Source organism: Lichenicoccus sp. (assembly GCF_965277665.1).
In the GTDB taxonomy this organism is placed as follows: domain Bacteria; phylum Pseudomonadota; class Alphaproteobacteria; order Acetobacterales; family Acetobacteraceae; genus Lichenicoccus.
In genome coordinates this window covers 3,268,717-3,292,932 of the sequence record NZ_OZ255835.1, presented here as the reverse complement: position 1 = coordinate 3,292,932, position 24,216 = coordinate 3,268,717, and the positions used below count along the sequence as shown (strand labels likewise).

23 protein-coding genes are annotated in these 24,216 nt (G+C 68.7%); 11 read left to right on the top strand and 12 right to left on the bottom strand.

Going from position 1 to position 24,216, the window contains the following annotated elements:
- Positions 1 to 110 precede the first annotated feature (110 nt).
- Entirely contained in the window at positions 111 to 386 is a 276-nt protein-coding gene (locus ACQY4O_RS15370; RefSeq protein ID WP_428377225.1) for a hypothetical protein, read from the bottom strand.
- On the opposite strand from ACQY4O_RS15370, the gene ACQY4O_RS15365 reads away from it, so the two are divergent.
- The gene (locus ACQY4O_RS15365; RefSeq protein ID WP_428377224.1) at positions 385 to 1,281 is read left to right on the top strand and encodes a fructose bisphosphate aldolase; all 897 of its coding nucleotides are present in this window, start codon (positions 385 to 387) and stop codon (positions 1,279 to 1,281) included. The two genes, ACQY4O_RS15370 and ACQY4O_RS15365, sit on opposite strands and share 2 nt — an antisense overlap.
- 346 nt (positions 1,282 to 1,627) lie before the next feature.
- A complete protein-coding gene (ctrA, locus tag ACQY4O_RS15360; protein ID WP_428377223.1) occupies positions 1,628 to 2,413 on the top strand; it encodes a response regulator transcription factor CtrA in 786 nt (261 codons plus the stop codon).
- 11 nt (positions 2,414 to 2,424) lie between these two features.
- Here the strand turns inward: ctrA and ACQY4O_RS15355 are convergent, their stop codons facing one another.
- The 7 genes from ACQY4O_RS15355 to hutI form a co-directional block, all read right to left on the bottom strand.
- Positions 2,425 to 3,162 carry an SDR family oxidoreductase gene (locus ACQY4O_RS15355; protein WP_428377222.1) on the bottom strand — a complete coding sequence of 246 codons (738 nt, stop codon included), beginning with the start codon at positions 3,160 to 3,162 and terminating at the stop codon, positions 2,425 to 2,427.
- A 96-nt stretch (positions 3,163 to 3,258) separates the two neighbouring features.
- The gene (gene copM, locus ACQY4O_RS15350; protein ID WP_428377221.1) at positions 3,259 to 3,639 is read right to left on the bottom strand and encodes a CopM family metallochaperone; all 381 of its coding nucleotides are present in this window, start codon (positions 3,637 to 3,639) and stop codon (positions 3,259 to 3,261) included.
- A gap of 247 nt (positions 3,640 to 3,886) precedes the next feature.
- On the bottom strand, positions 3,887 to 5,101 hold the full coding sequence (dmeF, locus tag ACQY4O_RS15345) for a CDF family Co(II)/Ni(II) efflux transporter DmeF (RefSeq protein WP_428377220.1): 1,215 nt from the start codon (positions 5,099 to 5,101) through the stop codon (positions 3,887 to 3,889).
- A gap of 8 nt (positions 5,102 to 5,109) precedes the next feature.
- Positions 5,110 to 5,388, bottom strand: coding sequence for a metal/formaldehyde-sensitive transcriptional repressor (locus ACQY4O_RS15340; RefSeq protein ID WP_428377219.1), 279 nt, complete (start codon positions 5,386 to 5,388; stop codon positions 5,110 to 5,112).
- Positions 5,389 to 5,500: 112 nt separating this feature from the next.
- Positions 5,501 to 7,168, bottom strand: a complete 1,668-nt coding sequence (gene hutU / locus ACQY4O_RS15335) for a urocanate hydratase (protein ID WP_428377218.1) — start codon at positions 7,166 to 7,168, stop codon at positions 5,501 to 5,503.
- Positions 7,169 to 7,239: 71 nt separating this feature from the next.
- On the bottom strand, positions 7,240 to 8,769 hold the full coding sequence (gene hutH / locus ACQY4O_RS15330) for a histidine ammonia-lyase (protein WP_428377217.1): 1,530 nt from the start codon (positions 8,767 to 8,769) through the stop codon (positions 7,240 to 7,242).
- Complete coding sequence (gene hutI / locus ACQY4O_RS15325; RefSeq protein WP_428377216.1) at positions 8,766 to 9,995, bottom strand: imidazolonepropionase; 1,230 nt, start codon at positions 9,993 to 9,995, stop codon at positions 8,766 to 8,768. Before hutI ends, hutH begins: the two co-directional genes overlap by 4 nt.
- Positions 9,996 to 10,057: 62 nt before the next feature.
- On the opposite strand from hutI, the gene ACQY4O_RS15320 reads away from it, so the two are divergent.
- From ACQY4O_RS15320 to ACQY4O_RS15305, 4 genes are all read left to right on the top strand, one after another.
- Positions 10,058 to 11,419 carry a formimidoylglutamate deiminase gene (locus tag ACQY4O_RS15320; protein ID WP_428377215.1) on the top strand — a complete coding sequence of 454 codons (1,362 nt, stop codon included), beginning with the start codon at positions 10,058 to 10,060 and terminating at the stop codon, positions 11,417 to 11,419.
- Between the two features lie 26 nt (positions 11,420 to 11,445).
- Positions 11,446 to 12,186: a UTRA domain-containing protein gene (locus ACQY4O_RS15315; protein WP_428377214.1), complete on the top strand. Its 741-nt coding sequence runs from the start codon at positions 11,446 to 11,448 to the stop codon at positions 12,184 to 12,186.
- A 212-nt stretch (positions 12,187 to 12,398) separates the two neighbouring features.
- Positions 12,399 to 12,623 (top strand): hypothetical protein, encoded by a 225-nt coding sequence (locus tag ACQY4O_RS15310; protein ID WP_428377213.1) that lies wholly within the window; start codon positions 12,399 to 12,401, stop codon positions 12,621 to 12,623.
- A 45-nt stretch (positions 12,624 to 12,668) separates the two neighbouring features.
- Positions 12,669 to 13,856, top strand: coding sequence for a DUF2306 domain-containing protein (locus tag ACQY4O_RS15305; protein ID WP_428377212.1), 1,188 nt, complete (start codon positions 12,669 to 12,671; stop codon positions 13,854 to 13,856).
- A gap of 223 nt (positions 13,857 to 14,079) precedes the next feature.
- Here ACQY4O_RS15305 and ACQY4O_RS15300 read toward each other — a convergent pair whose 3' ends face one another.
- Both ACQY4O_RS15300 and ACQY4O_RS15295 read right to left on the bottom strand, forming a co-directional pair.
- Positions 14,080 to 15,483 (bottom strand): AMP nucleosidase, encoded by a 1,404-nt coding sequence (locus tag ACQY4O_RS15300; protein ID WP_428377211.1) that lies wholly within the window; start codon positions 15,481 to 15,483, stop codon positions 14,080 to 14,082.
- A gap of 27 nt (positions 15,484 to 15,510) precedes the next feature.
- Complete coding sequence (locus ACQY4O_RS15295; protein ID WP_428377210.1) at positions 15,511 to 16,593, bottom strand: energy transducer TonB; 1,083 nt, start codon at positions 16,591 to 16,593, stop codon at positions 15,511 to 15,513.
- Between the two features lie 210 nt (positions 16,594 to 16,803).
- On the opposite strand from ACQY4O_RS15295, the gene ACQY4O_RS15290 reads away from it, so the two are divergent.
- On the top strand, positions 16,804 to 17,430 hold the full coding sequence (locus tag ACQY4O_RS15290; RefSeq protein WP_428378214.1) for a DNA-3-methyladenine glycosylase family protein: 627 nt from the start codon (positions 16,804 to 16,806) through the stop codon (positions 17,428 to 17,430).
- 64 nt (positions 17,431 to 17,494) lie between these two features.
- Positions 17,495 to 17,911, top strand: coding sequence for a VOC family protein (locus ACQY4O_RS15285; RefSeq protein ID WP_428377209.1), 417 nt, complete (start codon positions 17,495 to 17,497; stop codon positions 17,909 to 17,911).
- Between the two features lie 222 nt (positions 17,912 to 18,133).
- Here ACQY4O_RS15285 and ACQY4O_RS15280 read toward each other — a convergent pair whose 3' ends face one another.
- Entirely contained in the window at positions 18,134 to 18,922 is a 789-nt protein-coding gene (locus ACQY4O_RS15280) for an alpha/beta fold hydrolase (protein WP_428378213.1), read from the bottom strand.
- A gap of 12 nt (positions 18,923 to 18,934) precedes the next feature.
- Complete coding sequence (locus tag ACQY4O_RS15275) at positions 18,935 to 19,930, bottom strand: NAD(P)H-quinone oxidoreductase (protein ID WP_428377208.1); 996 nt, start codon at positions 19,928 to 19,930, stop codon at positions 18,935 to 18,937.
- A gap of 185 nt (positions 19,931 to 20,115) precedes the next feature.
- Between ACQY4O_RS15275 and ACQY4O_RS15270 the strand changes: the two genes are divergently transcribed.
- The 3 genes from ACQY4O_RS15270 to ACQY4O_RS15260 all read left to right on the top strand — a co-directional run bounded on the left by ACQY4O_RS15270 (position 20,116) and on the right by ACQY4O_RS15260 (position 24,111).
- Complete coding sequence (locus ACQY4O_RS15270; RefSeq protein ID WP_428377207.1) at positions 20,116 to 20,274, top strand: hypothetical protein; 159 nt, start codon at positions 20,116 to 20,118, stop codon at positions 20,272 to 20,274.
- A 357-nt stretch (positions 20,275 to 20,631) separates the two neighbouring features.
- On the top strand, positions 20,632 to 22,509 hold the full coding sequence (locus ACQY4O_RS15265; protein ID WP_428377206.1) for a chloride channel protein: 1,878 nt from the start codon (positions 20,632 to 20,634) through the stop codon (positions 22,507 to 22,509).
- A 12-nt stretch (positions 22,510 to 22,521) separates the two neighbouring features.
- Complete coding sequence (locus ACQY4O_RS15260) at positions 22,522 to 24,111, top strand: carboxylesterase/lipase family protein (protein ID WP_428377205.1); 1,590 nt, start codon at positions 22,522 to 22,524, stop codon at positions 24,109 to 24,111.
- The last annotated feature ends 105 nt before the right edge of the window (positions 24,112 to 24,216 follow it).

The following is a 24,216-nucleotide window of genomic DNA, read 5'->3' as shown; positions in this document are numbered from 1 at the left end:
TGATCCAAAAAGTGTCGGAAGACCGCTAATGTCGAGCGCGTTTCCCGAATCCCTCACCCGGCATCAACTTCTTCTGGGTCCAGTCCGGACAGATGGGTGACACTGGGTTCCTAAGACATGGGTGACAACCTCGTGCCGAACGGGTTGTCGATGGCTTGCAGGGTTTTCTGCTCCTGGCCGATATAGCCCGGATCGTAGCCGATCGGTCGTGCCGAGATCGGACGCTGAGAGAGCCCGCCCGAGCCTGGCCCCGGCCGGTGCCGGGGCGACGGGCCAAAGGATTGCACGACCCGGAAGAAGGATGCCAAAACACCTCCAAACGGGAGGCAGTCGGCCCTGGTCGGCACCCCCGCCACAAAGCAACCGCAAGCGAGGATGACGATCATGGTCGATGGCAGGATGGCATCGCAGGCCCATGCGAAGGCCGGCTTCATCGCGGCGCTCGACCAGAGCGGCGGCTCGACGCCCGGGGCCTTGCGAGCCTACGGCATCCCGGACAGCGCCTATAGCGGGGACGCCGAAATGTTCGCGAAAATGCACGAGATGCGCGTGCGGATCATCACCTCGCCGGCCTTCACCGGTGCCAAGGTGATCGGGGCGATCCTGTTCGAGGCCACCATGGACGGCGAGGCGCAGGGTCGTCCGGTGCCGTCCTATCTGTGGCAGGAGCGCGGCGTGGTGCCCTACCTGAAGGTCGATAAGGGGCTCGAGGCCGAGCGCGACGGTGTCAGCCTGATGAAACCGATCCCCGGGCTCGACGGGCTGCTCGAGCGCGCGGTGAAGCTCGGGGTCTATGGCACCAAGATGCGTTCGGTCATCAACCTCGCGTCGCAGGACGGCATCGCCGCGATCGCGCGCCAGCAGTTCGAGATCGGCGCGCAGATCTCCCGGCACGGGCTGATGCCCATCCTCGAGCCGGAGATCTCCATCAAGAGCCCGGACAAGGCAGCTGCCGAGGCCATCCTGCTGGCCGAGCTGCTGAAGGGCCTCGACGCACTGCCGGACGGCGAGCGGGTGATGCTGAAGCTGACCATCCCGGAGGTGCCCGATGCCTACGCGCCGCTGACCGCGCATGACCGGGTGGTCAGGGTGGTGGCACTTTCGGGCGGCTACAAGCGCCCGGATGCCTGCCGCCGCCTCGCCGCCAACCAGGGCATGATCGCAAGTTTTTCCCGAGCGCTGATCGACGACCTCAGGCAGTCGATGAGCGACGCCGAATTCGATGCGGCCCTCGCGGCCGCGATCGACGAGATCTACCGGGCTTCGACAGTGAAAGTCTGAAGTCCCGCTTCGGGTGATGAAGCTGCTGCCATAACGCACCTGGGCGCAAAGCCGAAACAGGCTCTAACCCGTTGCAACACTGCCAGTTCAGCCCTAGCGTTAAAGCCACGAATACTGCCTGCTCCAAATAAAGAGCGGACACGTCAAAACTAAGGTTGCTGCGGGACTTTCATTATCCTTCCGCATTATGGCAATCTTGTCTCGCGGGAACTGACAAAGATCACCTAACCGGCATGGTGATTTGCCGTTTACTTGTTTCACTACGTCGCTGCCCCCAGCTTTGACTTGTTTTCACGAGAACGTGAGTTCATGATCGGGTTGGGTCGTGTTTCAGGTGGTGGTGACAATGCGTGTGCTTCTGGTTGAGGACGACGTGACGGCTGCGCGTGGGATCTCCTCGGTGCTCAAGAGCGCGGGCTTCACGGTCGATCATACGGACCTGGGCCATGAGGCGCTCGACATGGTCCGGCGCTATGACTACGACCTGATCCTGCTCGACCTGATGCTGCAGGATGCCGACGGCTACGAGGTGGTCCGCCGCATGCGCGCCGCCCGCCTCGCCACGCCGGTGATCGTGCTCTCGGCGCTGTGCCGCCCGCAGGCCAAGGTGCGGGCGTTCGCGGTCGGCGCCGACGACTTCATCACCAAGCCGTTCGACCAGTCCGAACTCGTCGCTCGCATGCAGGCGATCCTGCGTCGCAGCAAGGGCTACAGCGAGCCCACCCTGCGCGTGGGCAGCCTGCAGCTCAACCTCGACAGCCGCGACGTCTCGGTGAACGGCACCCAGGTCCACCTCACCGGCAAGGAATACGCCATCCTCGAACTGCTGGTACTGCGCAAGGGCATGGTGCTCACCAAGGATGCCTTCCTCAACCACCTCTATGGCGGCCTCGACGAGCCGGAAATGAAGATCATCGACGTCTTCGTCTGCAAGCTCCGCAAGAAACTCCAGCTCGCCGGGGCGGGAAACCTGATCGGCACCGCCTGGGGCCGCGGCTATACGCTGCGCGACGAGACCCTGACCAAGCAAGCGGCCGCAAAACCGGAGCGTCCAGCGAAGCCGGAGCGCGCCGGTGCCAATGTTGCCTTCGCCACGCTCTGCGACATCGGGGAACCGGCGCTCGCGGTCTAAGGCGGCGCGATTCAGCCCTGGGCGGTCGGTCGTATGACGATGCTCCCGACATCGACATCATCCGGCTGCTCGATCGCGTATGCAATGCCGCGAGCGATCGCCTCCGCTGGGATCGCGATATCGCCCAGGCTCTTTGCCATCGCCTCCTTCACCGCCAGGTCGGTCATCGAGGTGGCAAAGTTGGTCGAAATCAGTCCCGGAGAAATCTCGGTGACCCGCAAATCCGGCCCCGCTTCCTGCCGCAGTGCTTCGCTGACCGTTCGGACCGCGTTCTTGGTCGCGGCATAAACTCCCATCGTCGGAAGGATCTTGAGCCCGGCGGTCGAGACGATGTTGATGACGTGCCCCGATCGCTGTCGCTGGAAGACCGGCAACGCCGCGGCGATTCCATAAAGCGTACCGCGCAGATTGACGTCGATCATCGCGTCCCAATCCTCGACGCGCAGTGCGTCGAAGCGCGAGATCGGTCCGATCCCTGCGTTGTTTATCAGCACGTCGAGCCTCCCGCCCAGCGCGATCGCCATCGCGACGAGCGCTTCGAGGTCACCGCGATGGCGCACATCGGTCACCTTGTGCACGGCCTTGCCGCCCGCAGCGGCGATCGCGTCGACCACCGCGATCAGCGCGTCCTCCCGGCGTGCGCCCAGGACGACGAGCGCGCCGCGCGCTGCGAGCAGCATTGCCGTCGCGCGACCGATTCCGCTGCTCGCCCCGGTGATGATGACCACCTTGCCCGCAATACCCACCATCACCCTCCGTTAAAGATCATCCAGGCTCTGCCGTCCATGCCGTTCGCCCTGGGGAACGCGGACTTCCTGCTCGATATCCGGCTGGTTCTACTGGCGTCAGTGCTCAGGGTGCTTCGCCTGCCATACCTGCATCTGCGCAATTTCCTTTTGCTGTGCGTTGATGATTCCCCTCGCCAGCCGCAACATCTCGGGGTCTTTGCCGTATCTGAGCTCGACTTTTGCCATACCCACGGCGCCGGCATGGTGCGGCAGCATCCCGGCCACGAAGTCCTGATCGGCATTGCCCGTCATCGGGCGATCCATGCCCCTCATCATCTTGTCGTCGGCAGCCTTGAATGCCTTCGTCGAAGGACGAGTATCCGCAGCCGAAGCCATCGGCATCGTGGAGCTTGACGTCGGCCGGGGCTGCTGCGCCATCACTGGGCCAGCCATGACCGGCAGCATGATAGCGGCTTGAAGGGCCTTGGAGAGGTTCATCTGCGTCTTCCTGCTATCGGGTGCCGGCCTGGGCCTTCAGGTCGGTTGGCACGCGGCAGAAGCGAGCACCCGGGGATTGCGGCGATCTAGAGCAGCATCCGATCACTTGGAATCGCTTCGCGATGCCAAGTGTCGGATAAAGCTGCTCTATCAAACGACAAGCTGAGCATGATCGATCGGATCATGCTCTAGGCGCCGGCATCTAGATCAAACAACCTGCACCACGGCAGGCCTGCACGGCGGTGGATCAGGCGTGCTGCACCTCCACCGTCACATGCGAGAGAGCGGGGAAGCGCGACAGCAGGCGACGATAATGCTCCGGTCCCTGCGACGTCCGCGTCGTCGCCACCGAGACGATTGCGCCAAGATGCCCCGGTCCCAGACGCCACAAATGGAGGTCCGTCAGCCGGTCTCCCTCAGCCTCGACCGCTCGACGAACGGCATTCTCGGTGCGCTGGTCGGGAACCATGTCGAGCAGGATGGCCCCGGTATCGCGCACCAGCCCATACGACCAGGCTGCGATGACGCCGGCGCCGATCAGGCCGGCGAGCGGATCCATCCAGAGCCACCCGAACGTGCGGGCGAGCAGAAGACCGATGATGACCAGCACGGAGACGGCGGCGTCCGCCAGAACGTGGACGATTGCGGCTCGCAGGTTGTTGTCGTGATGTGCCTCTCCATGCGCCTCGTGTTCCTGCTCCTCGAAGCGAACCGGATAGATGTTTCCCTGCAGGCGAATGGAGGCGGTGAAGCGGTGCGGCTCTGGGATGGTCTCGACGCTCTCCACGCAGCCATCGCGGTCCACCAGGTGGAACACCTGCCGCGTGCCGTCGGGCCTGACCGTCTCGATCGTGACCTCCGAGAGCGACAGCCCACCGGGCGATCGCAGCCGGAAGACCGGCGGCACGCCGTCCTCGAACACGCTGAGCAGCAACAGGCCTGCAGGCGTCACGACGGAATGCTCGTCATCGTGGTCGTGATGGTCATGACCGTGATGATGGTGGCCGCCGCTCAACAGCCAGACGCTGCCGATGTTCACGATGAGGCCGAGTGCTGCGATCGGGATCGCCTCGGCGAAGCGGATCGCAACCGGGGTGGCCAGCCGTGCGACGGCCTGGTAGCCGATCAGCAAGGCGATCATGGCCAAGACGATCGCGCTGGTGAAACCGGCCAGGTCGCCGAGCTTGCCGGTGCCGAAGCTGAAGCGCCGGTCCTGCGCGTGGCGGCGAGCATAGCTGTAGGCGAGTGCCGCCAGCAGCAGGGCGCCGGCATGCGTGCTCATGTGCAGCCCGTCCGCTACCAGGGCGATCGAGCCGTACGCCAGGCCCCCCGCGATCTCGAGCGCCATCATCGCGCCGCACAGGCCGATGACCCACCAGGTCCTGCGCTCGGCACGCTCATGTCCGGCGCCGAGAAACACGTGGTCGTGCCCGGGGTGGGTCGGGCTTCCGGCACCGTCCATGGTGACCCTCATTTCAGGTAGGTGCGGACGACATCGAGCAGTTGCTCGGCCGCGTCCATGTTCAGGGCGCCCGGATGCGCAACGGGATCGACCAGATGGGTGCGGACATGATCCTCGACCACTTCGGCCATCAGCCCGGCCATGGCACCCCTGACGCCGGCGATGAGGTGCAGGATCTGCTCGCAGCCTGCCTCTGCCTCCAGCGCGCGCTCGATCGCCTCGATCTGGCCTTTCATGCGACGCACCCGCGTCAACAGCTTGGCCTTCTCCCGTGCCGTATGGGTCATAAGGTCTTATGCCATAGGGGGGTATCCTATGCCAGTCTTGTTGGCTAGCGGCTCGGCGGGCAGGGTGCCGAGTGCGGGCCGGCCGCGAGATCCAGGTCGGGGACCGGCTCGCTCACCCCAGGATGGCGGGCAGGTCCAAGCCCTGCGCCCGGGCGCAGTCGATCGCCGCCTCGTACCCGGCGTCGGCGTGACGCATCACCCCGGTCGCCGGGTCATTCCACAGCACGCGGCCAATTCGCGCCGCCGCCGCCGGCGTGCCGTCGCAGACCACCACCATGCCGGCGTGCTGCGAGAAGCCCATGCCGACGCCGCCGCCATGATGCAGCGACACCCAGGTGGCGCCGGAGGCGGTATTCAGCAACGCGTTCAGCAGCGGCCAGTCCGAGACCGCATCGGAGCCGTCCAGCATCGCCTCGGTTTCGCGGTTCGGGCTGGCGACCGATCCGGAATCCAGATGGTCCCGTCCGACCACCACCGGCGCACTGAGCTCGCCGGTGGCGACCATCTCGTTGAACGCCAGCCCGAGCCGGTGCCGGTCGCCGAGCCCGACCCAGCAGATGCGGGCGGGCAGGCCCTGGAAGCCGATCCGCACGCGCGCCATGTCGAGCCAGTGATGCAGGTGCGCATCGTCCGGCAGCAGCTCCTTCACCTTCTGGTCGGTGCGGTAGATGTCCTCAGGATCGCCCGACAGCGCCGCCCACCGGAACGGGCCCACGCCACGGCAGAACAGCGGACGGATATAGGCTGGCACGAAGCCCGGGAAATCGAAGGCGTTGGCGACGCCCATCTCGCGCGCGCGCTGGCGGATATTGTTGCCGTAATCGACCGTGGGGACGCCGCTGGCATGGAAGCGCAGCATCGCCTCCACCTGTACGGCCATCGAGCGTTTGGCCGCCTCCTCGACGCCGGCCGGATCGCGTGCCCGCCGGTCTTCCCACTCGCTGACATTCCATCCGGCCGGGAGATAGCCGTTCAGCGGGTCGTGCGCCGAGGTCTGATCGGTGACGCAGTCGGGACGCACGCCGCGTCGGACCAGCTCGGGGAACAGCTCGGCGGCATTACCCAGGAGCCCGATCGAGACGGGTCGGCCGGCCTGCCGCGCCGTCTCGATCATCGCCAGCGCCTCATCCAGGCTGCCCGCCTGCCGGTCGAGATAGCGGGTCCTGAGGCGCATCTCGATCCGGCTGGGCTGGCACTCGATCGCCAGGCAGGAGAACCCGGCCATCACCGCGGCCAGCGGCTGCGCGCCGCCCATGCCGCCCAGGCCTGCGGTCAGGATCCAGCGGCCGCTGGCGTCGCCGCCATAGTGCCGCCGCGCCATCTCATTGAAGGTCTCGTAGGTGCCCTGCACGATCCCCTGGGTACCGATATAGATCCAGGAACCGGCGGTCATCTGGCCGTACATCATCAGGCCGAGCCGGTCGAGCGCGTTGAAATGCTCCCAGGTTGCCCAGTGCGGCACCAGGTTCGAGTTGGCGATCAGCACGCGCGGCGCGTCGGCATGGGTGCGGAACACGCCCACCGGCTTGCCGGACTGCACCAGCAGGGTCTGATCCTCCTCCAGCCGGCGCAGGGTCTCGACGATGCGGTCGAAGCTGTTCCAGTCCCGGGCCGCGCGGCCGATCCCGCCATAGACGACCAGCTCCTCCGGGCGCTCGGCGACGTCCGGATCGAGGTTGTTCATGAGCATGCGCATCGGCGCTTCCGTCAGCCAGCCCCGCGCGGACAGCGTCGATCCGCGCGGCGAGCGGATCGTGCGGGCGTTATCGCGGCGGTTCATCGAGCAAACTCCATCGGTCATCCGGTCAGATTGCCCGGGCAGCGCGTCAGGCCGCGTTTAAGGGCGCGGTATCAGGCGAGCTGCAGCCGCGGCATCGGCCCCGCCGCGGCGAGCACGGCGCCAGCACGCACCAGCACCGAGGCGCGCGCGAGGTCGGGCGCCAGGTAGCGATCGTCCTCGAGAGGCGGGACGGTCTCGCGCAACAGACCCTTCACCCGCTCCAGCATGGCGCTGCTGCGCAATGGCGCGTGGAAGTCGCAGCCCTGGGCGGCCGCGAGCAGCTCGATGCCAAGGATGGCGGCGAGGTTCTCCGCCATCGGCAGCAGGCGCCGCGCCCCATGCGCCGCCATCGAGACGTGATCCTCCTGGTTGGCTGAGGTGGGGATGCTGTCGACGCTGGCCGGGGTCGCGCGCTGCTTGTTCTCCGACACCAGGGCCGCGGCGGTCACCTGCGGGATCATGAACCCAGAGTTCAGGCCGGGGCGCGGGGTGAGAAAGGCGGGCAGGCCCGAGAGGTTGGGATCGACCAGCATGGCGATCCTGCGCTCGGCGATGGAGCCGATCTCGCAGAGTGCCAGGGCGATCATGTCGGCAGCGAAGGCGACCGGCTCGGCATGGAAGTTGCCGCCGGACAGCGCCTCCTGGGTATCGGTCATGATCAGCGGGTTGTCGGTGACGCCGTTGGCCTCGATCGCCAGCGTCGTTGCCGCCTGCCGCAGCAGGTCGAGCACGGCGCCCATCACCTGCGGCTGGCAGCGCAGGGAGTACGGGTCCTGCACCCGCTCGTCGCCCTGCAGATGCGAGGCGCGGATGGTGCTGCCTTGCATCAGCTCGACCAGGGTCGCCGCCACGTCGATCTGCCCGCGATGCCCGCGCAGGGCGTGGATCCGTGGATCGAAGGGCGCGTCCGAGCCGCGGGCGGCGTCGGTGGCCAGCGCCCCGGTGACCAGCGCGGTGCCGAGCAGGCGCTCGGCCTCGAACAACCCGGCCAGCGCGTTGGCCGACGAGAACTGGGTCCCGTTCAGCAGGGCCAGCCCTTCCTTGGGTTCCAGTGCCAGAGGGGCAAGACCGCAAGCCGAGAGGGCCGCCGCCGCGGGCTCGGGACGCCCCTCGCGCATGATCGTGCCGACCCCGATCATCGCCGCCGCCATGTGCGCCAGCGGCGCCAGGTCGCCCGAGGCGCCAACCGACCCCTGGGCCGGGATCACCGGCACCAGCCCGTGCGCCAGCATCGCCTCAAGCAGCGCGATCGTGCGCATCTGCACGCCCGAGGCGCCCTGGGCCAGCGACGCCAGCTTCAAGGCCAGCATCAGCCGGCAGATCGGCACCGGCATCGGATCGCCGACGCCTGCGGCATGCGACAGGACGATGTTGCGCTGCAGGACCGCCAGGTCGTCGTCGCCGATGCGGATGGACGCCAGCCGCCCGAAGCCGGTGTTGATGCCATAGACCGGCTTGCCGCGGCTGAGCAGTGTCCTGACGGTGGCAGCACCCGCCTCGATCAGGGGATGGCAGCGCGGATCAAGTGCGACCTCCGCACCGCGATAGATCGCGCGCCACCCGTCGAGCGCGGTGGCACCGGGACTGAGCTCCACCCTCATCGTCCGCCGCACACGCGCCGGTGGAGGCGGTTGAGGCCCAGCCAATAGACCAGCTCGGCGGGCTGCTCGACCGACCAGATCGCCAGGTCGCAATCCTTGCCGGCTTCCAGGGACCCGGTCCGCGCCCCGCGACCGAGCGCATAAGCGGCCTGCCTGGTCATGCCGAGCAGGCATTCCTCCACCGTCAGGCCGAACAGGCTGGCGGCCAGGCTCATCGCCAGCAGCGGCGACGCGAGCGGCGACGAGCCGGGATTGAGGTCGGTGGCGACCGCGATGCGCACGCCGTGCCGGCGCAGCGCATCGACCGGAGGCCGCCGGGTCTCGCGCAACCTGAGAAAGGCGCCGGGAAGCAGCACGGCGACGCTGCCGCTCGCGGCCAGCGCCGCGACGCCCGCCTCCGAGGCGTGTTCCAGATGATCCGCCGACAACGCGGCATGGCGGGCCGCCAGGGCGGCGCCACCGGTATCGGACAGCTGGTCCGCGTGCAGCCTGACCGGCAGTCCGTGCCGGCGGGCCGCGGTGAACACCCTGTCCACCTGCGCGGGCGTAAAGGCGATGCCCTCGCAGAACGCATCCACCGATTGGGCCAGGTCCTCGGCGGCAATGCGCGGGATCAGGCTGGCGGCGACGAGATCGACATAGGCGTCGGCATCGTCCGCAAACTCCGGTGGAACGGCGTGCAGGCCGAGATAGGTCGGGCTGACATTGATCCGGCGATGCTGGGACAGGGCGCGGGCGGTGGCGAGCTGGCGCAGTTCCGTCGCCTCGTCGAGGCCGTAGCCGGACTTCGCCTCCACGGTCGTGACGCCCTCGGCGATCAGCGCATCGAGACGCAGCAGCGCGTCGGCGGCGAGCCGCTCCGGGGTCGCGCACCGGGTCGCGGCCATCGTTGCCCGGATACCGCCGACCCTGGCCAAATCCGCGTAGCGGGCGCCGGCCAGCTTCATCCGGAACTCGTCGACCCGGTCTCCGCCGAACACCAGGTGGGTGTGGCAGTCGATCAGGCCGGGCGTGATCCAGCGCCCCTCGCAGTCGACGACCTCGCGCGCCTGCAGGGTCGGGCATCCGGCCTCGTCGCCGCAATAGACGATGCGCCCGTCCTGCGCCGCGATCATCCCGCGCTCGACGATCCCGAGCCCGTGCCGGGTCTCGGCCATGGTCGCCAGCCGGGCATGGCGCCATAGCGTATCGACCTGCACCGTTGCCTCCGCGTCTTGTCTATACATTGTCGGCGCGACGAACCTATGTCTAGACTCAAATCGATCGAGAACGCCTGCCGGAGGGCATCGTGCCGACGCACCTGTTCAAGCACGCGCTGCTTCCCGACGGTTGGGCTGACAGCGTCCGCATCGTGATGAGCGGCGGCAAGATCGTTTCGGTCGAGGCCGGCGCGGTGCGGCGACCGGACGACTGCGCCGGCGGTTACGCGCTTTCCGGCATGGCGAACGTGCACAGCCACGCCTTCCAGCGCGGCATGGCAGGGCTCGCCGAGCGGCGGCGGCACGGCGAGGACAGCTTCTGGAGCTGGCGGGAGATCATGTACTGGTTCCTGGACCGCATGACGCCCGAGGATGTCGAGGCGATCGCGGCGCAGGCATTCATGGAGATGCTGCAGGGCGGCTTCACGCGTGTCGGTGAATTCCACTACCTGCATCACGCGCCGGACGGCACGGCCTACGACGATCCGGCGGAGCTGTCGTCACGGATCGCGAGTGCCGCGGACACCGTCGGGATCAGGCTGACGCTGCTGCCTTGCTTCTACGCGCACGGGGATTTCGGTCCGCAGCCTGCGCTCGGCGGGCAGCGGCGGTTCCTGCATGGTCTCGATGCCTATGCAAGTCTGCTCGACCGGTGCGCCGGGCTGGTGCGCGGGTTGGACGGTGCGGCACTCGGGATCGCGCCGCACAGCCTGCGCGCGGTCACGCCGTCCGAGCTGGACGCCCTGGTGGCGCTGGCGGACGGGCGCCCGATCCACATCCACGTCGCCGAGCAGACCCGCGAGGTCGAGGGCTGCCTCGGCTGGAGCGGGCGCCGCCCGGTCGATTGGCTGCTGGACCATGCTCCGGTGGATCATCGCTGGTGCCTGATCCACGCGACGCACATGGACGCAAGCGAGGTCGGCCGCCTGGCTGCCGCGGGCGCCACGATCGGGCTCTGTCCGGTCACCGAGGCCTCGCTCGGCGACGGCATCTTCCCGGGCACGGCGTGGCGCGACGCCGGCGGCAGGATCGCCATCGGGACGGACTGCAACGTCGCAATCGGGGTTGCCGAGGAGCTGCGGCAGCTTGAATATGCGCAGCGGCTGGCGACGAGGCGACGGAACGTGATGGCGAGCGGGTTGGGTGCGTCGACCGGCGAGACGCTCTTTGCCGCCGCGGCGGCCGGCGGCGCGTCCGCCCTGGATGCGCCGGCGCCGGCGATCCGCGTCGGCTCGCCGGCCGATATCGTCGCTCTGGATCCGGACGCGGCGTGCCTTGCCGCCGGCGGCCCTGCCACCATTCTCGATGGCTGGCTGTTCGGCGGCGACCGGTCGGCGGTTCGAGACGTCTGGGTGGGCGGCCGGCAGGTGGTGGCCGAAGGACGGCATTGCCAGGCCGCCGCGATCAGGGCGGTCTATGTCCGGTGCGCCAGGCGGCTGGCCGCCCTTTGATGCAACCGCCGGCTGGCCGCCCTTTGATGCAACCGCCGGCTGGCCGCCCTGTGACGCAGCCCTCGATCGGCGCGCGGATCGAGCAGGATCTCGAGCGCAAGATCCTGTCCGGCGCCTGGCCCCCCGGAAGCCGCATCCCCTACGAGCATCAGCTCATGGAACAGTTCAGCTGCTCCAGGATGACCGTGAGCAAGGTCCTGAACGGCCTGAGCAGCCGCGGTCTGATCGTCAGGCGGAGCCGGGCCGGCTCATTCGTCGCCAGCCCCTCCGGCGAACGCTCGATCCTGCGGATCGAAGACCTGGCCGAGGTCGCGTCGCGGACCAACCAGATCTACCGGCACCTGATCCTCAAGCGCCAGGACCGGCCGGCAACCCGCCGCGAGCGTGCCGACCTCCGGCTGGCTCAGAAGACCCGCGTGCTGGAGGTCTCTTGCAGGCATGAGCTGGATGCGGTGCCGGTCGCCTGGGAGGAGCGGCTGATCGTGCTGAGCACCGTCTCGAATGCCGCCTTCGAAACGTTCGCGGCGGTCGCCCCGGGCACCTGGCTCCTGCAGCATGTCCCGTGGACCGAGGCGGAGCACGTGATCTCCGGCCTGAACGCGGGCGCCGACCTGGCCGTCCAGCTGAAGATCGCACCTGGCGACGCATGCCTGGAGCTGCATCGCCGCACCTGGCTGCAGGGTGTCGTGGTCACCGACGTGCGCCTGGTCTATGCCGCGTCGCGCTACCGGTTCTCCGGTCGCTTCTCTCCCACCACGTCCCGCTGAGGCCCCGATCGGAGTCGGTCAGGATTGCCAATACTCGGCTGCTTTCGCCATACATCGCGCGGAGAGGCCAAGGCTCCCTCTCGTTGCGCTGGCCGATCCAGAGAGAGTCGAGTGATTCCAATGGCCTGGTGATGATGCTGAGGCTGGCACGGCGGCTGCAGTGATGTTGGCATGGAAGCAGATGAGCTTCCGGCCAGCAGAAGGACCAGACCATGACCGCACTCAGCATGAACGCCGGCACCACCGATCGCGACGTCTTCCGTTCGGTTGTGCCCAACTCCGTTTCCATGATGGCTACTCGTGCCGCCTCTGCCATCGATCAAGCCGCAAGCCGCTCGGGCGAGTGGGCCCTTGAGCACCTGTTGGGTGCGGCAGGCGGTATGGCCCTGGCCCTGACGCCGTTCTCGTTCCTCGCCTGGATGTTCATCGCGCGTTGAAAGCACGACTGCGCGCCCCGATCTGACGCCGCATCGGAGATCAGCATGAGCGCGAGTGCCAGACTGCCCGATCCCGTCACGATCCGGCTCGATTCCGCGACGACGCTGCGGGCGGCAGCGGTTTTCTGGTTCCTGGTTGTCCTCGTCGGCCAGCTATGCTTCGCGGTCGCCGTCGCGGCGTTCTACGGCCGGGCGGCCGGGCGCGGCGATTACGAGGCGTGGAACCGGGTGATGACGCACGGCTACGTGCCGGGCGAACCGCTCGGCAATGTCATGGTGGCGATCCATCTCGTCGCCGCGGTGCTCGTCATCCTCGGCGGCGCGCTGCAGCTCATCCCCGGCATTCGAGGCAAAGCCCCTTGGGTGCACCGCTGGAACGGCCGCCTCTACCTTGTCGCAGCGTTCGCGGTCAGCCTCGCGGGTCTCGACATGATCTGGACGCGCGGCGCGGTCGGCACCGTGTGGGAGCATGTCGGGCAGAGTCTCGACGGCGTTCTCGTCATGCTGTTCGCCGGCTTCGCGTTGCGCCAGGCGCTGGCGCCAAACTTCCGGGCGCACGGGCGCTGGGCGGTGCGGCTCTACCTCGCGGTGAGCGCGTCGCTGTTTATCCGCGCCAGCTTCGTGCTCACCATCCCGCTTGGCCTCGATCAGGGTGCGACCACTGGGCCGTTCCTGACGACGTTGTCGTACGGGCAGTTCGTCGTTCCGCTCGCGGTCTATGAACTCTACTGGCGGATCCGCGACAATGGGGGCGCCGCGCCTCGCGTCGCGATGGCATGCGGCCTCATCGTGCTGACGCTGGTGCTCGGCGCCGGTATAGCGGCCGCCACTATGTCCCTGTTCGTGCCCGAGATCGCGCTCGCCTACGAGGATCGTGCCTCGGTTGCCGAGCCGGTCGAGCGTGCCCTTGCCCAAGGCGGCCTGGCCGAGGCACGGCGCCGCTTCGAGGCAATCAGAATCACCACGTCGCGCGAATACGACCTCTCAGAGCCCGATCTGAACGGGCTTGGCTATAAGCTGCTCAGCGCCCGTCGCTGGCCCGAGGCGATCGGCATCTTTGAGCTGAATGTCGAGAGCTATCCGCGATCGGGGAACGTCTATGACAGTCTCGCCGAGGCGTACATGGACAGCGGCGACACGCCGCGCGCGATTGCCTTCTATGAACGGTCGCTCACGCTGACGCCGGGCAACGCAAACGCGCTCAGGATGCTGCGTCGCCTCGGCGCCCGATAGAAGGCAGGATCGGCTCGGGGAGCTTCTGAGGCTACAACCCGAGGGAGATAGTGAGGTGGTCCGGGAGTGTGCTGGGTTGTGTCAGAGGCGCCTTCGGCGCCGCCCGTCGTGGCTGTCGAGAACCGGAGCGGAGCGGCCGTCTGGCCGTGAGCAACGGAAGCGCAGGCAGCCGCGTCGCCCAGGAAAGCGGGGGATGACCAGCCCAGCGCGCTCCCGGACCGCCTCACCGGAAGGGGGGTTCGTCGAAGCCTCGCAGCTTGCGACTATGCAGCCGGTCCACGCCCTGCGCGCGCAGGCGGCGCATGGTCTCGATGCCGACATGCAGGTGCTGGCTGATGCGCTCGCGGTAGAAGGCGCGCGCCATGCCACGCAGCTTGAGCTCGCCGTGCAGCGGCTTGTCGGACACGCAGAGCAGCGTGCCGTACGGCACCCGGAAGCGGAAGCCGTTGGCGGCGATAGTGGCGGATTCCATGTCGACCGCGATCGAGCGGGTCATGTTGATCTGGCCGAACAGCGCGCCGAAGCGCAGCTCCCAGTTGCGGTTGTCGGTGGTCATCACCGTGCCGGTGCGCAGCCGCGTCTTGAGTTCGGCATCGCGCAGGCCGGTGACCAGGGTTGTCGCTTCCTGCAACGCCACCTGCACCTCGGCGATCGGCGGCACCGGCACCCAGGGCGGCAGGTCGTCGTCGAGCACATGGTCGTCGCGGACATAGCCGTGCGCCAGCACGTAGTCGCCGAGGCGCTGGGTGCGGCGCAGCCCGGCGCAATGGCCGAGCATCAGCCAGCAATGCGGCCGCAGCACCGCGACATGGTCGGTGATGGTCTTCGCGTTGGACGGGCCGACGCCGATATTGATCAGCGTGATGCCGTCGCCGTCGGCGCGCACCATGTGGTAGGCCGGCATCTGCGGGTCGCCGTGCGGCTCGACGAAGCGCTCGTACTCGTTGCCGTCCTGGCCCGCGGCGCCCCCGAGGGTGCGGAACTCGTCGACGTAGCGCTGGTAGTTGGTGAGCAGCACGAAGCGCTGGAAATCGGCCGGATCGGTGCCGGTATAGTGGTGCAGCCGGGCCAGCGAGTAGTCGACGCGCTCGGCGGGGAACAGGCTCAGCGGACGCGGCTGCGCGGGATCCGGCTGCAGCTGGCAGTTGGCGATGCGGTCGTCGGCGCTGCTGAGGTCGGGCAGGGTGAAATGCTCGCCCAGCCGGCGCAACTCGTCCTCGGTGATGTCGGTGACGCTGTCCTCGATCACGTAGGGCAGCGGGATCGGCCGGTTCGAGTGCCCGACCAGCACCGGGCGGCGATAGTGCCGCAGCAGCAGGCCGATCTGCTCGCGCAGGTAGCTCCGGAACAGATGCGGCCGGGTCAGGGTGGTGCCGTAGAACCCGGGCTCCAGCAGCACCCCGTACGGCGCCCGGTGCTCGGTCAGCAGCGACGCGCCATCCACCTCGATCGCGAGGTACGGATAGACCGCGGCGCCGGCGTTCGAGCCGGTGGCGCGCGACGCGAACGCCATGCGCAGGATGGCACTGCTCTCCTCATAGATCTCGCACAGCCGGGCCACCGCCGCGTCGGCATCGTCGTACTCGGCAAAGCCGGAGCCGATCTGGGCCTGGACCGGATGCGCCATATCACCTCCCTGGGCGACCTCCTCGGACTACCGCCTGATCAGGATGTAGTCGATCGTGAGGTCCACGTCGAAGCTGTTGCCGCGCATGTCCGGCGGCACCGGCGGCAGCTTGGCGTTGCGGAACATGCCGGTGGTGGCGTCGTCGAGCAGGTATGAGCCCGACGAGGTCACCAGCCGCACGCCGCGCACCTGCCCCTGCCGGTCGAGCACCACGTGCACGTGCGAGGGGCCGTCCTCGCCGCGCCGCGCCGCCTCCTCCGGGTAGTACATGTGCCGGCGGATCCAGTCGCCGATCTCGTCGGCATAGTCGTCGCTGACCCCCTTGATGCTGCTGGTCGAGGCATAGGGGGTGTTCAGATGGCCGTTCTGCACCAGCGGCCCGAGCGACAGGTCGACCGGGCCGCCCGATCCGGCCGGCCGGCCGCTCCGGCGCGAGGGCGAGCGGGTCGCCGGCGCGAAGGAGAGGTCCATCGGATGCGAGAGCGGCGAGGTGCTGCGGCTCTGCGCCCGCGACGTGGCAGCGCGCGACTGGCTCTGACTCTGCGGCATCGGGTTCGGCATCGGCTGCGGCAGCGGCTCGGGCAGCGGCAAATCCGGCAGCGGCGGCGTCTCGTCGGGCGGAGGTGCCAGGTCGGGCATCGGCGGTGCCGGCGTCGGCGGCTGCAGGCTCGGGGCCGCGGTCGCGGGCGGCGGCGGCGCGTTGGCCGGCACCGGCGCCGAAGGGCCGGTCATGCCCGAGCTGCCGGGGCGCTCATAGACCATGTCGACCGGCTGCTGTTCCTGCGGCCTGCCGCCGCCCGGCGGTTGCGCGAACGAGAGCGCCATCAGCACCAGCACGAGCAGGTGGGCCGCACCGGAGCCGGCGACGCGTCGGCCGAAGCCGTCATGCAGGCGGCGCCCGCGGCGGACCAGCGGCAGCCCGGCTTCGTCCAGGACCGCCGCATCGGTGCGGCCGCCGACGAAGCCCGGGCGCGGCAGGCCGGCGAGGGCAGGAGCGGCGCCGCGTGCCTCGGGCCGGGCGGTGTCTCCCGAGCGTGGGACCCGATCGCGCCGTGCCATGCTGCCGGACTGGATCATCGAAATGCCGGAGGTCTCCGCCTGTTCGCCCACGGCGAAGTCCTGGTTCCCGCGGGAACCGTGCGGTCATTCTGCCATTGCCGTCATTGCTTCGCTACCGCCAGTCTGTTCGGATACATCTCCGTTCGGATACATCGCGTGACACCTGACGATCAGAAGCGGGCGAACGCCGACATCGAGCAGGCCCTGCGCGCGCCGGACGCGCCGCTGCTCGACCCGGTGCAGCCGGGGCCGCGCGATCGGGTGCGGCGCCACCTGCGGGCTGCCGATCCGGACCTCGCTTCGCTGATCGGGCGCATCGGGCCGTGCCGCCTGCGCGTCGACCGGGCACGCGAACCCTATGAATCCCTGGTGCGGGCGGTCGCGCACCAGCAGCTGCACGGCCGCGCCGCGGAGGCGATCCTCGGGCGGATGATCGCCGTGCATGCGGCGTTCCCGACGCCGGCGCAGCTGCTGGAAATGGATCTCGCGGCGCTGCGTGTCTGCGGCTTCTCCGGCAGCAAGGTCGCCGCCATGCACGGGGTGGCGGAGGCGGCCCTGTCCGGCCTGGTGCCGACGCGGGCCAAGGCGGCGCGCATGACCGACGCGGCGCTGATCGAGCGTCTGGTGGCGCTGCGCGGGATCGGGCGCTGGACCGTGGAGATGCTGCTGATCTTCAGCCTCGGGCGGCCGGACATCATGCCGGTGGACGATTTCGGCGTGCGCGAGGGCTACCGGCTGCTACGCGGCCTCGACCGCCAGCCGAAGCCGCGCGAACTCGCCGAGGCGACAGCACCCTGGAGCCCGTGCCGCTCGGCGGCGGCCTGGTATCTCTGGCGGGCTGCCGACGAGGCCCGCGCACCCGCCGCCGCCAATCCGATGACGAAATGAGGTTCTGGGTGAGACACGGTCTTCGGATCGTCGATGCCGCCACAGACCGACGGAGGAGATGTCGATGGCTCCTGTGCTCGAAATTGTTGATCATGTTCATGTCTATGTGGCTGATCGGGCGCGCGCTGAAATCTGGTATCGTGACGTCCTCGATCTGCGTCGCGACAAGGTTCTGGAAGTCTGGGCAGATGGCGGCCCACTCATGCTGGGAAGCCGTTCAGGCAGCGTGAAGCTTGCGCTCTTCGAGCGAGAGCGCGCGCCATGCCGGTCCACGATTGCGTTTCGGGTGGATGCCGCCGGGTTCAAGGACTGGCTTGCGCGTCTGGATCGGTTGCTCGATTGCGCGACGAAGATTTCGGACCACGCTCTCGCATGGTCGATGTACTTTGACGATCCTTTCGGCAACCCATTCGAAATCACCTGCTACGACTACAATGCTCTCGCTTCCGGTCTGATAGGCAGGCGATCAAGTGGAAGCTGACGGACCGACCGGGCGGACTGCCCCCGGATGCTGCTCTAGCAGGCTGCTGAAGCAGGCAAGGTCAGGGCGCTGCCCTGATCCCGCTGGGGCCGGAGGCCCCAGACCCCGATTCTTAAATGTAAGGATTTCAAAGGCTTGCCTTTGATGGGGTCCAGGGGCAAAGCCCTTGGCCTGCTTTCGTTTCGTCGCGAATGCATCGTTCTCGGGTTGTTCCGCAGCCCGCTAGAACTCGCGGACGAACTGCTCCAGCAGCGCCGCGAAGCGGGCCGGGTTCTCGACGTGCAGCCAGTGTCCGGCCTGCTCGATCATCTCCAGCCGGTGCCGCGGAAACAGCCGCTGCATCACGGCGTGATGCTCGGGCCGGATGTAGGGCGAGAGCGCGCCGGCCAGGAACAGGGTCGGGCCGTCATAGGCATGGCCCTCAGGAATGTACGGCCAGCCCTCGATGTTGATCATCGAGGCGACCAGTTCCTCCAGGCCGATCTGCCAGCCGGGATTGTCGCCGAAGCGGATATTCTGCAGCATGAGCTGGCGGATGTCGGCGTTCGGCACCGCGTCCGCCAGCAGCGCATCGGCGGCCGACCGGCCGAGATAGTCCGGGAACCTGATGCGCAGCATGTCGCGGCCGAGCCGGGAGCTGCCATGCCCGGTGATGGCGGGCGGGATGTCGGCGACCAGCAGGCTGTGCACCAGCTCCGGCCGGGTCAGGGCCAGCGTCATCGCCGCCTTGCCCCCCATCGAGTGGCCGACCAGCGTCGCCGGCAACGCGTCATGCGCCGCCAGCGTCTCCACCAGGTCGAACGCCATCGACATGTAGTCCATCTGGCCGTGCGGGCTCTCGCCGTGGTTGCGCAGGTCGATGGCCAGGGTGCGGCGCTGCCCCACCAGGCGGCGCTGGAAATGGCCGAGATTGCGCGCCCGCCCGAACAAGCCGTGCAGCAGAACGATCGGTGGCCTGCCCGCCACCGCGTCCGCCCGGTCGGGACCGCGCTCCACGACGTTCAGCCTCAAAAGCACCCACCCTCATTGCAGCGAGAGCATGATCTTGCCCGAGTGCTCCCCGCGTTCCATCAGCGTATGGGCACCGGCCGCATCCGTGAAGGGCAGCACAGCGTGGATCAGCGGCCGGATGGCGCCGCCTGCGAGCAGCGGCCAGACCTGGGCCTGCAGGGCGGCGGCGATCCCCGCCTTGAAGGCAGCCGAGCGCGGCCGCAGCGTGGAGCCGGTGAGCGTCAGCCGCCGCCGCATCACCTGCGACAGCTTCAGCTCGCGGACCGCGTCGCCGCCGAGCACCGCGATGCTGGTCAGCCGGCCATCCTCGGCCAGGCTGTCCAGGTTGCGCTGGAAGTAGCTGGCCCCGATCATGTCGAGGATGACATCGACGCCGCGGCCCGCGGTCAGTGTCTTGATGCGCTCGGCGAAGTCCTCGCGCCGGTAGTCGATCGCGGCCTCGGCGCCGAGCGAGCGGCAGATGGCGCATTTCTCGTCGGTGCCGGCGGTCGCATACGGGATGGCGCCCCTCGCCCGGGCCAGCTGGATCGCCGTGGTGCCGATGCCACTGCTGCCGCCATGCACCAGCAGGGTCTGTCCGGCCCGCAGATTGCCGATATGGAACAGGTTGGCCCAGACCGTGAAGTAGTTCTCCGGCAGCGCCGCCGCCCGCACGGCGTCGAAGCGGTCCGGCCAAGGCAGGCACTGGCGAGCCGGGGCCGCGCAATATTCCGCATAGCCGCCGCCGTTCACCAGGGCGCAGACCCGGTCGCCCACCGCATAGGGCAGAGGAGCATCGTCCTGGGCCGGTCCGACAGCGGCGACCTCGCCCGCGACTTCCAGACCGAGGACCGGGCTCGCATCGGCGGGCGGCGGATACAACCCGCGGCGCTGCATCAGGTCGGGGCCGTTGAGGCCGGCCGCCAGCACCCGGATCAGCACTTCGCCGGGTCGTGGCTGCGGCACCGGCCCCTGCTCGACCCGCAGCACCTCGGGGCCGCCGTCGCCGGTCCGGCCGATGAACCGCATGGTTTGTGGGTGTGTGGTCGGATGGTCCTGGGTCATGTCATGCCACTCCGTCGTGGGCCGGCGCGATCCGCAATCCTGCGGTGCGCCACCACCAGAGCAACCGCCGGCGCCGAAGGCGGTTCTTGCAAAGCAGACATCAGGTACCTTGCATGCTCCTCGCTCCCTGCACAGCCAGATCCCGCGCCATGTTCCGGCTGCCGCTGTCCGGTGCCAGCGATACGCCGCCGCCGCCGCCGATGCCGGACGACGATGACGACGATGACGACGCGCCGGCGCCCCGGGGAGACCCTCCGGCACCAATCCCGGTGCCGCCGCCGCGCGATCCGCCGCCAATGCATGTCTAGCAGGGTGCTGAAAAGGCAAGGCCAAGGCGCTGCCCTGGTCCCGCTGGGGCCCCGTCTTGGAGCAGTGGGGGCCCCAGACCCCGATTCTTAAATTCAAGGATTTCAAAGGCTCGCCTTTGATGGGGTCCAGGGGCGAAGCCCTTGGCCTGCTCTAGTCGTTCGGTGGAACCTGTTTCGTCGTCTGGTGGGACCTGAGCGCAACACGGGGCGACATTCGCGCCACAGCCGCGGCGGCCGCAGCGGAGTTTGTTGATCCAGGGCGGCGCGGGCGTCACAAGCAGGAGGCTCTCCGCCACTCCGGCCGGGCGCAGGCGCAAGTTGCATGGTGTATCCAGGTTCCAGGGGGCGCGCGTAGGCATGCCGGGCATGTTCGCCGGCGCAATGCGACGCGCCACCAGGTCGCGCCGGCCGCAGAAGCCGGGGTTGCGACGCGCCGCCCTGGCGGTGCCGCGCAGCGCCGTCTGGCTGCGCGACCATGCCGTGCCGGTGCAGCGCTGGGTGGTGCATGCCCCGCATACGCTGCGGGCGCTGGTTCGCGCCGACGAGATCTGGCTGGTGGTGCTGGCCGCCTGCGTCGGTATCGTAGCCGGCATCTTCGTGGTGGCGATGAACGATGCCACGCTGCTCGCGCACCGCCTGCTGTTCGCGCTCGACAATGACGGCAGGCTTTCCGGCCTTGCCTCGGTGGAGCCCGAGCGGGCCTTGCTGGTGCCGACGATGGGCGGCCTGCTGCTCGGCCTGAGCGGTCTGCTGATTTCGAGATACGTTCCGGGGCGCCCGGTCGACCCGATCGAGGCTAACGCGCTGCATGGCGGCCGCATGTCGCTGCGCGACAGCGCGATCGTGGTCGGCCAGACGCTGCTCTCGAACGGGGCCGGCGCGTCGATCGGGCTCGAGGCCGGCTACACCCAGATCGGCTCGGCGTTCGCCTCCTGGATCGGCCGCTCGTTCCGGGTGCGCCGGGCCGACCTGCGCGTGCTGGTCGGCTGCGGCGCCGCCGGCGCCATCGGGGCCGCCTTCGATGCGCCGCTGGCGGGCGCCTTCTATGCCTTCGAGCTGGTGATCGGCACCTACTCGCTCGCCAACCTCGCCCCGGTCACGCTGGCCTCGATCTGCGCCGTCGTGGTGACGCATGCGCTCGACGGCACCGCGCCATCGCTCGACCTTGCGATGCCGGCGACGCTGGAGTGGCGCGACTACCTGCCGATCATCGCACTCGGCGTGGTCAGCGCGCTGGTCGGCATCGCCATCATGCGCATGGTGACGCTGACCGAGACCCTGTTCCGGCGGTCGCGCATGCCCGGCTGGGCGCGGCCGGCGATCGGCGGGCTGATCGTGGGCAGCCTGGCGCTGGCGACGCCTGCGGTGCTGTCGTCGGGTCACGCGGCGCTGCGGCTCGGTCTGGACGGCGAGTTCGGCATCAGGCAGGCGGCGCTGCTGCTGCTGCTCAAGGCCTGCGCCTCGGCGATCTCGATCGGCTCGGGCTTTCGCGGCGGCCTGTTCTTCGCGTCGCTGTTCCTCGGCGTGCTGACCGGGACGCTGTGCGGCGACCTGCTCGGGCTGCTGACCGCGAACTCGCTGCCGCCGGTCACCTGCGCGCTGATCTGCATGAGCGCGCTGGCGGTGGCGATCATCGGCGGCCCGCTGACCATGGTGTTCCTGGCACTCGAATCCACCGGAAGCCTGCCGCTGACGGTGGCGGTGCTGGTGGCTTCCGTGGTGTCGGCGCTGACGGTGCGGCGCACCTTCGGCTACTCGTTCGCCACCTGGCGCTTCCACCTGCGCGGCGAGAGCATACGCAGCGCGCTCGATGTCGGCTGGATCCGCAACCTCACGGTCGGCCGGATCATGCGGCGCGAGATACGCACGCTGCGGTCCAGCACGTCGCTCGCCTCGTTGCGTCGCGATTTTCCGCTCGGCTCCGAACATCGCGTGGTGCTGGTCGACGAGAGCGGGCGCTATGCCGGCATCGTGCAGGTGCCCGAACTGCATGCGGCCGACCAGGATGTCTCGTGGCTCGGCGAACTGCTGCATTACGACGAGACCATGCTGCTGCCGCAGATGAACGTGAAGGAGGCGATCGCGCTGTTCGAGCGGGCCGAGAGCGACGCGCTGGTGGTGGTGGACAATCTCGACAGCCGCAACGTGATCGGCCTGCTGACCGAGCAGCACGCGCTGCGCCGCTACAGCGAGGAACTCGATCGCAGCCGGCGCGAACTGTCCGGCGAGACGTGATCGGAGCCTGACGTGACTTCATCGGATGGCTGCTCGCGTCGCCGTTTCCTGGGCGGTGCGGCGGCGGGCGTGGGGCTGCTGGCGACAGACGCCCGCGCGAGCAGGGCGCTGGTCGAGCCCGGACAACAGGTCGCGACCGGGGATGGCGGCGTGCTGGTGCATGCGCCATGCGGCCGCATCCGCGGCCAGGCGGTGGACGGCGTCGCACGCTATCTCGGGATCCCGTACGGCCAAGTGCCCGGCCGCTTCCTGCCTCCGCAGGCGGCGCAGCACTTCAGCGGGGTCTTCGAAGCCGACCGGTTTGGCCCTATGGCGGTGCAGCGGGTCGGGCACACCCAGGATGTTGCCAGCGAGCAATGCCTGAACCTGAACGTCTTTGCTCCAGCCGGCACCCCCGCGACCGGGCTGCCGGTGATGGTCTGGATCCATGGCGGTTCCAATGTCGCCGGTGCCGCGAGCGAGCCGATCTATGACGGCGCCAGCTTTGCCCGCTCCGGCGTCATCTGCGTCACCCTGGACTACCGGCTCGGCGTGCTGGGTTTCCTGGAACTCGGCGTGCCGCTCGGCACCCGCTATGCCGGCAGCGGCAACAACGCGATCCGCGACCAGCGGCTGGCGCTGCGCTGGGTCCGCCAAAACATCGCGGCCTTCGGTGGCGATCCGAGACGGGTCACCCTGGCCGGCGAATCGGCCGGTGCCAAGGACGTGGCCGCGTTGGCCGCTTCGCCTTCTGCCCGCGCGCTGTTCTCGCGCGTCATCCTGGAGAGCGGCGGCGGTCGCACCGTGCTCTCGATGCCAGCGGCCCGCGAGATCACCACCGAGTACCTGCGCCTGCTGTCGCTGCCGCCGCACAAGGTGACGGCGCTGCCGCATCTCGACCTCGACCGGCTGATCGAGGCGCAGCACGAGCTGGTGCTGGACCCGCCGCACAATTTTCCGCTGCGCCCGGTGGTCGACGGCGTGCTGCTGCCGGCGATGCCGGAGGATGCGATCCGCGCCGGCTGCATGCAGTCGCGGCCGCTGCTGCTCGGTACCAACCGCGACGAGAGCCGCTTGTTCCTGGGACACGACGCGGCGACGCAGCCGCTGCAGGCGCGCAATCTGGCCAACCTGCAGCCGGACGCCTTCGAGCGCATCCTGCAGCATTACGACGCCTCGATCACGCCGCCCGACCCTGCCGAGCTGCGCTGGCGGGCGCTGACCGCGGAGGAATACTGGATCCCGTCGCTCAGGGTCGCGGAGGCGCAGTGCCATGCCGGGGGCGCCGTCTGGATGTACCGCTTCGATCGCGCGGCGCAGGACGGGGTGTTCACCGGACGCGCGGCGCATGCCAGCGAGCTCGCCTATGTCTGGAGCAACCCCGGCGACGGGAACCTCGCCCCGCTCGATGCCGGCTTTGACGCGGAGCTGGCGGCAACAATGCATGCGGCCTGGGTGGCGTTCATCGTCGGCGGTGCGCCTGCGGCCGCCGGCCTGCCGGACTGGCCGCGCTACGAGATCCCCCAGCGGCGGACGATGATCCTGAATGTCACGAGCGCCGTGCAGGATGATCCGGACGCGCTGGAGCGCAGGCTATGGGCCGGCGCGCTCGGCGCCACCTGATCGCCAAGCCTCTCGAAGGGAGCAGTGCTCCGGTGTTCAGAGACCGTCTGAGAATGCGCTACGCTGAGTGAGAGGCGCCAACGGCGCCGGCCGTCGTGGCTTTCG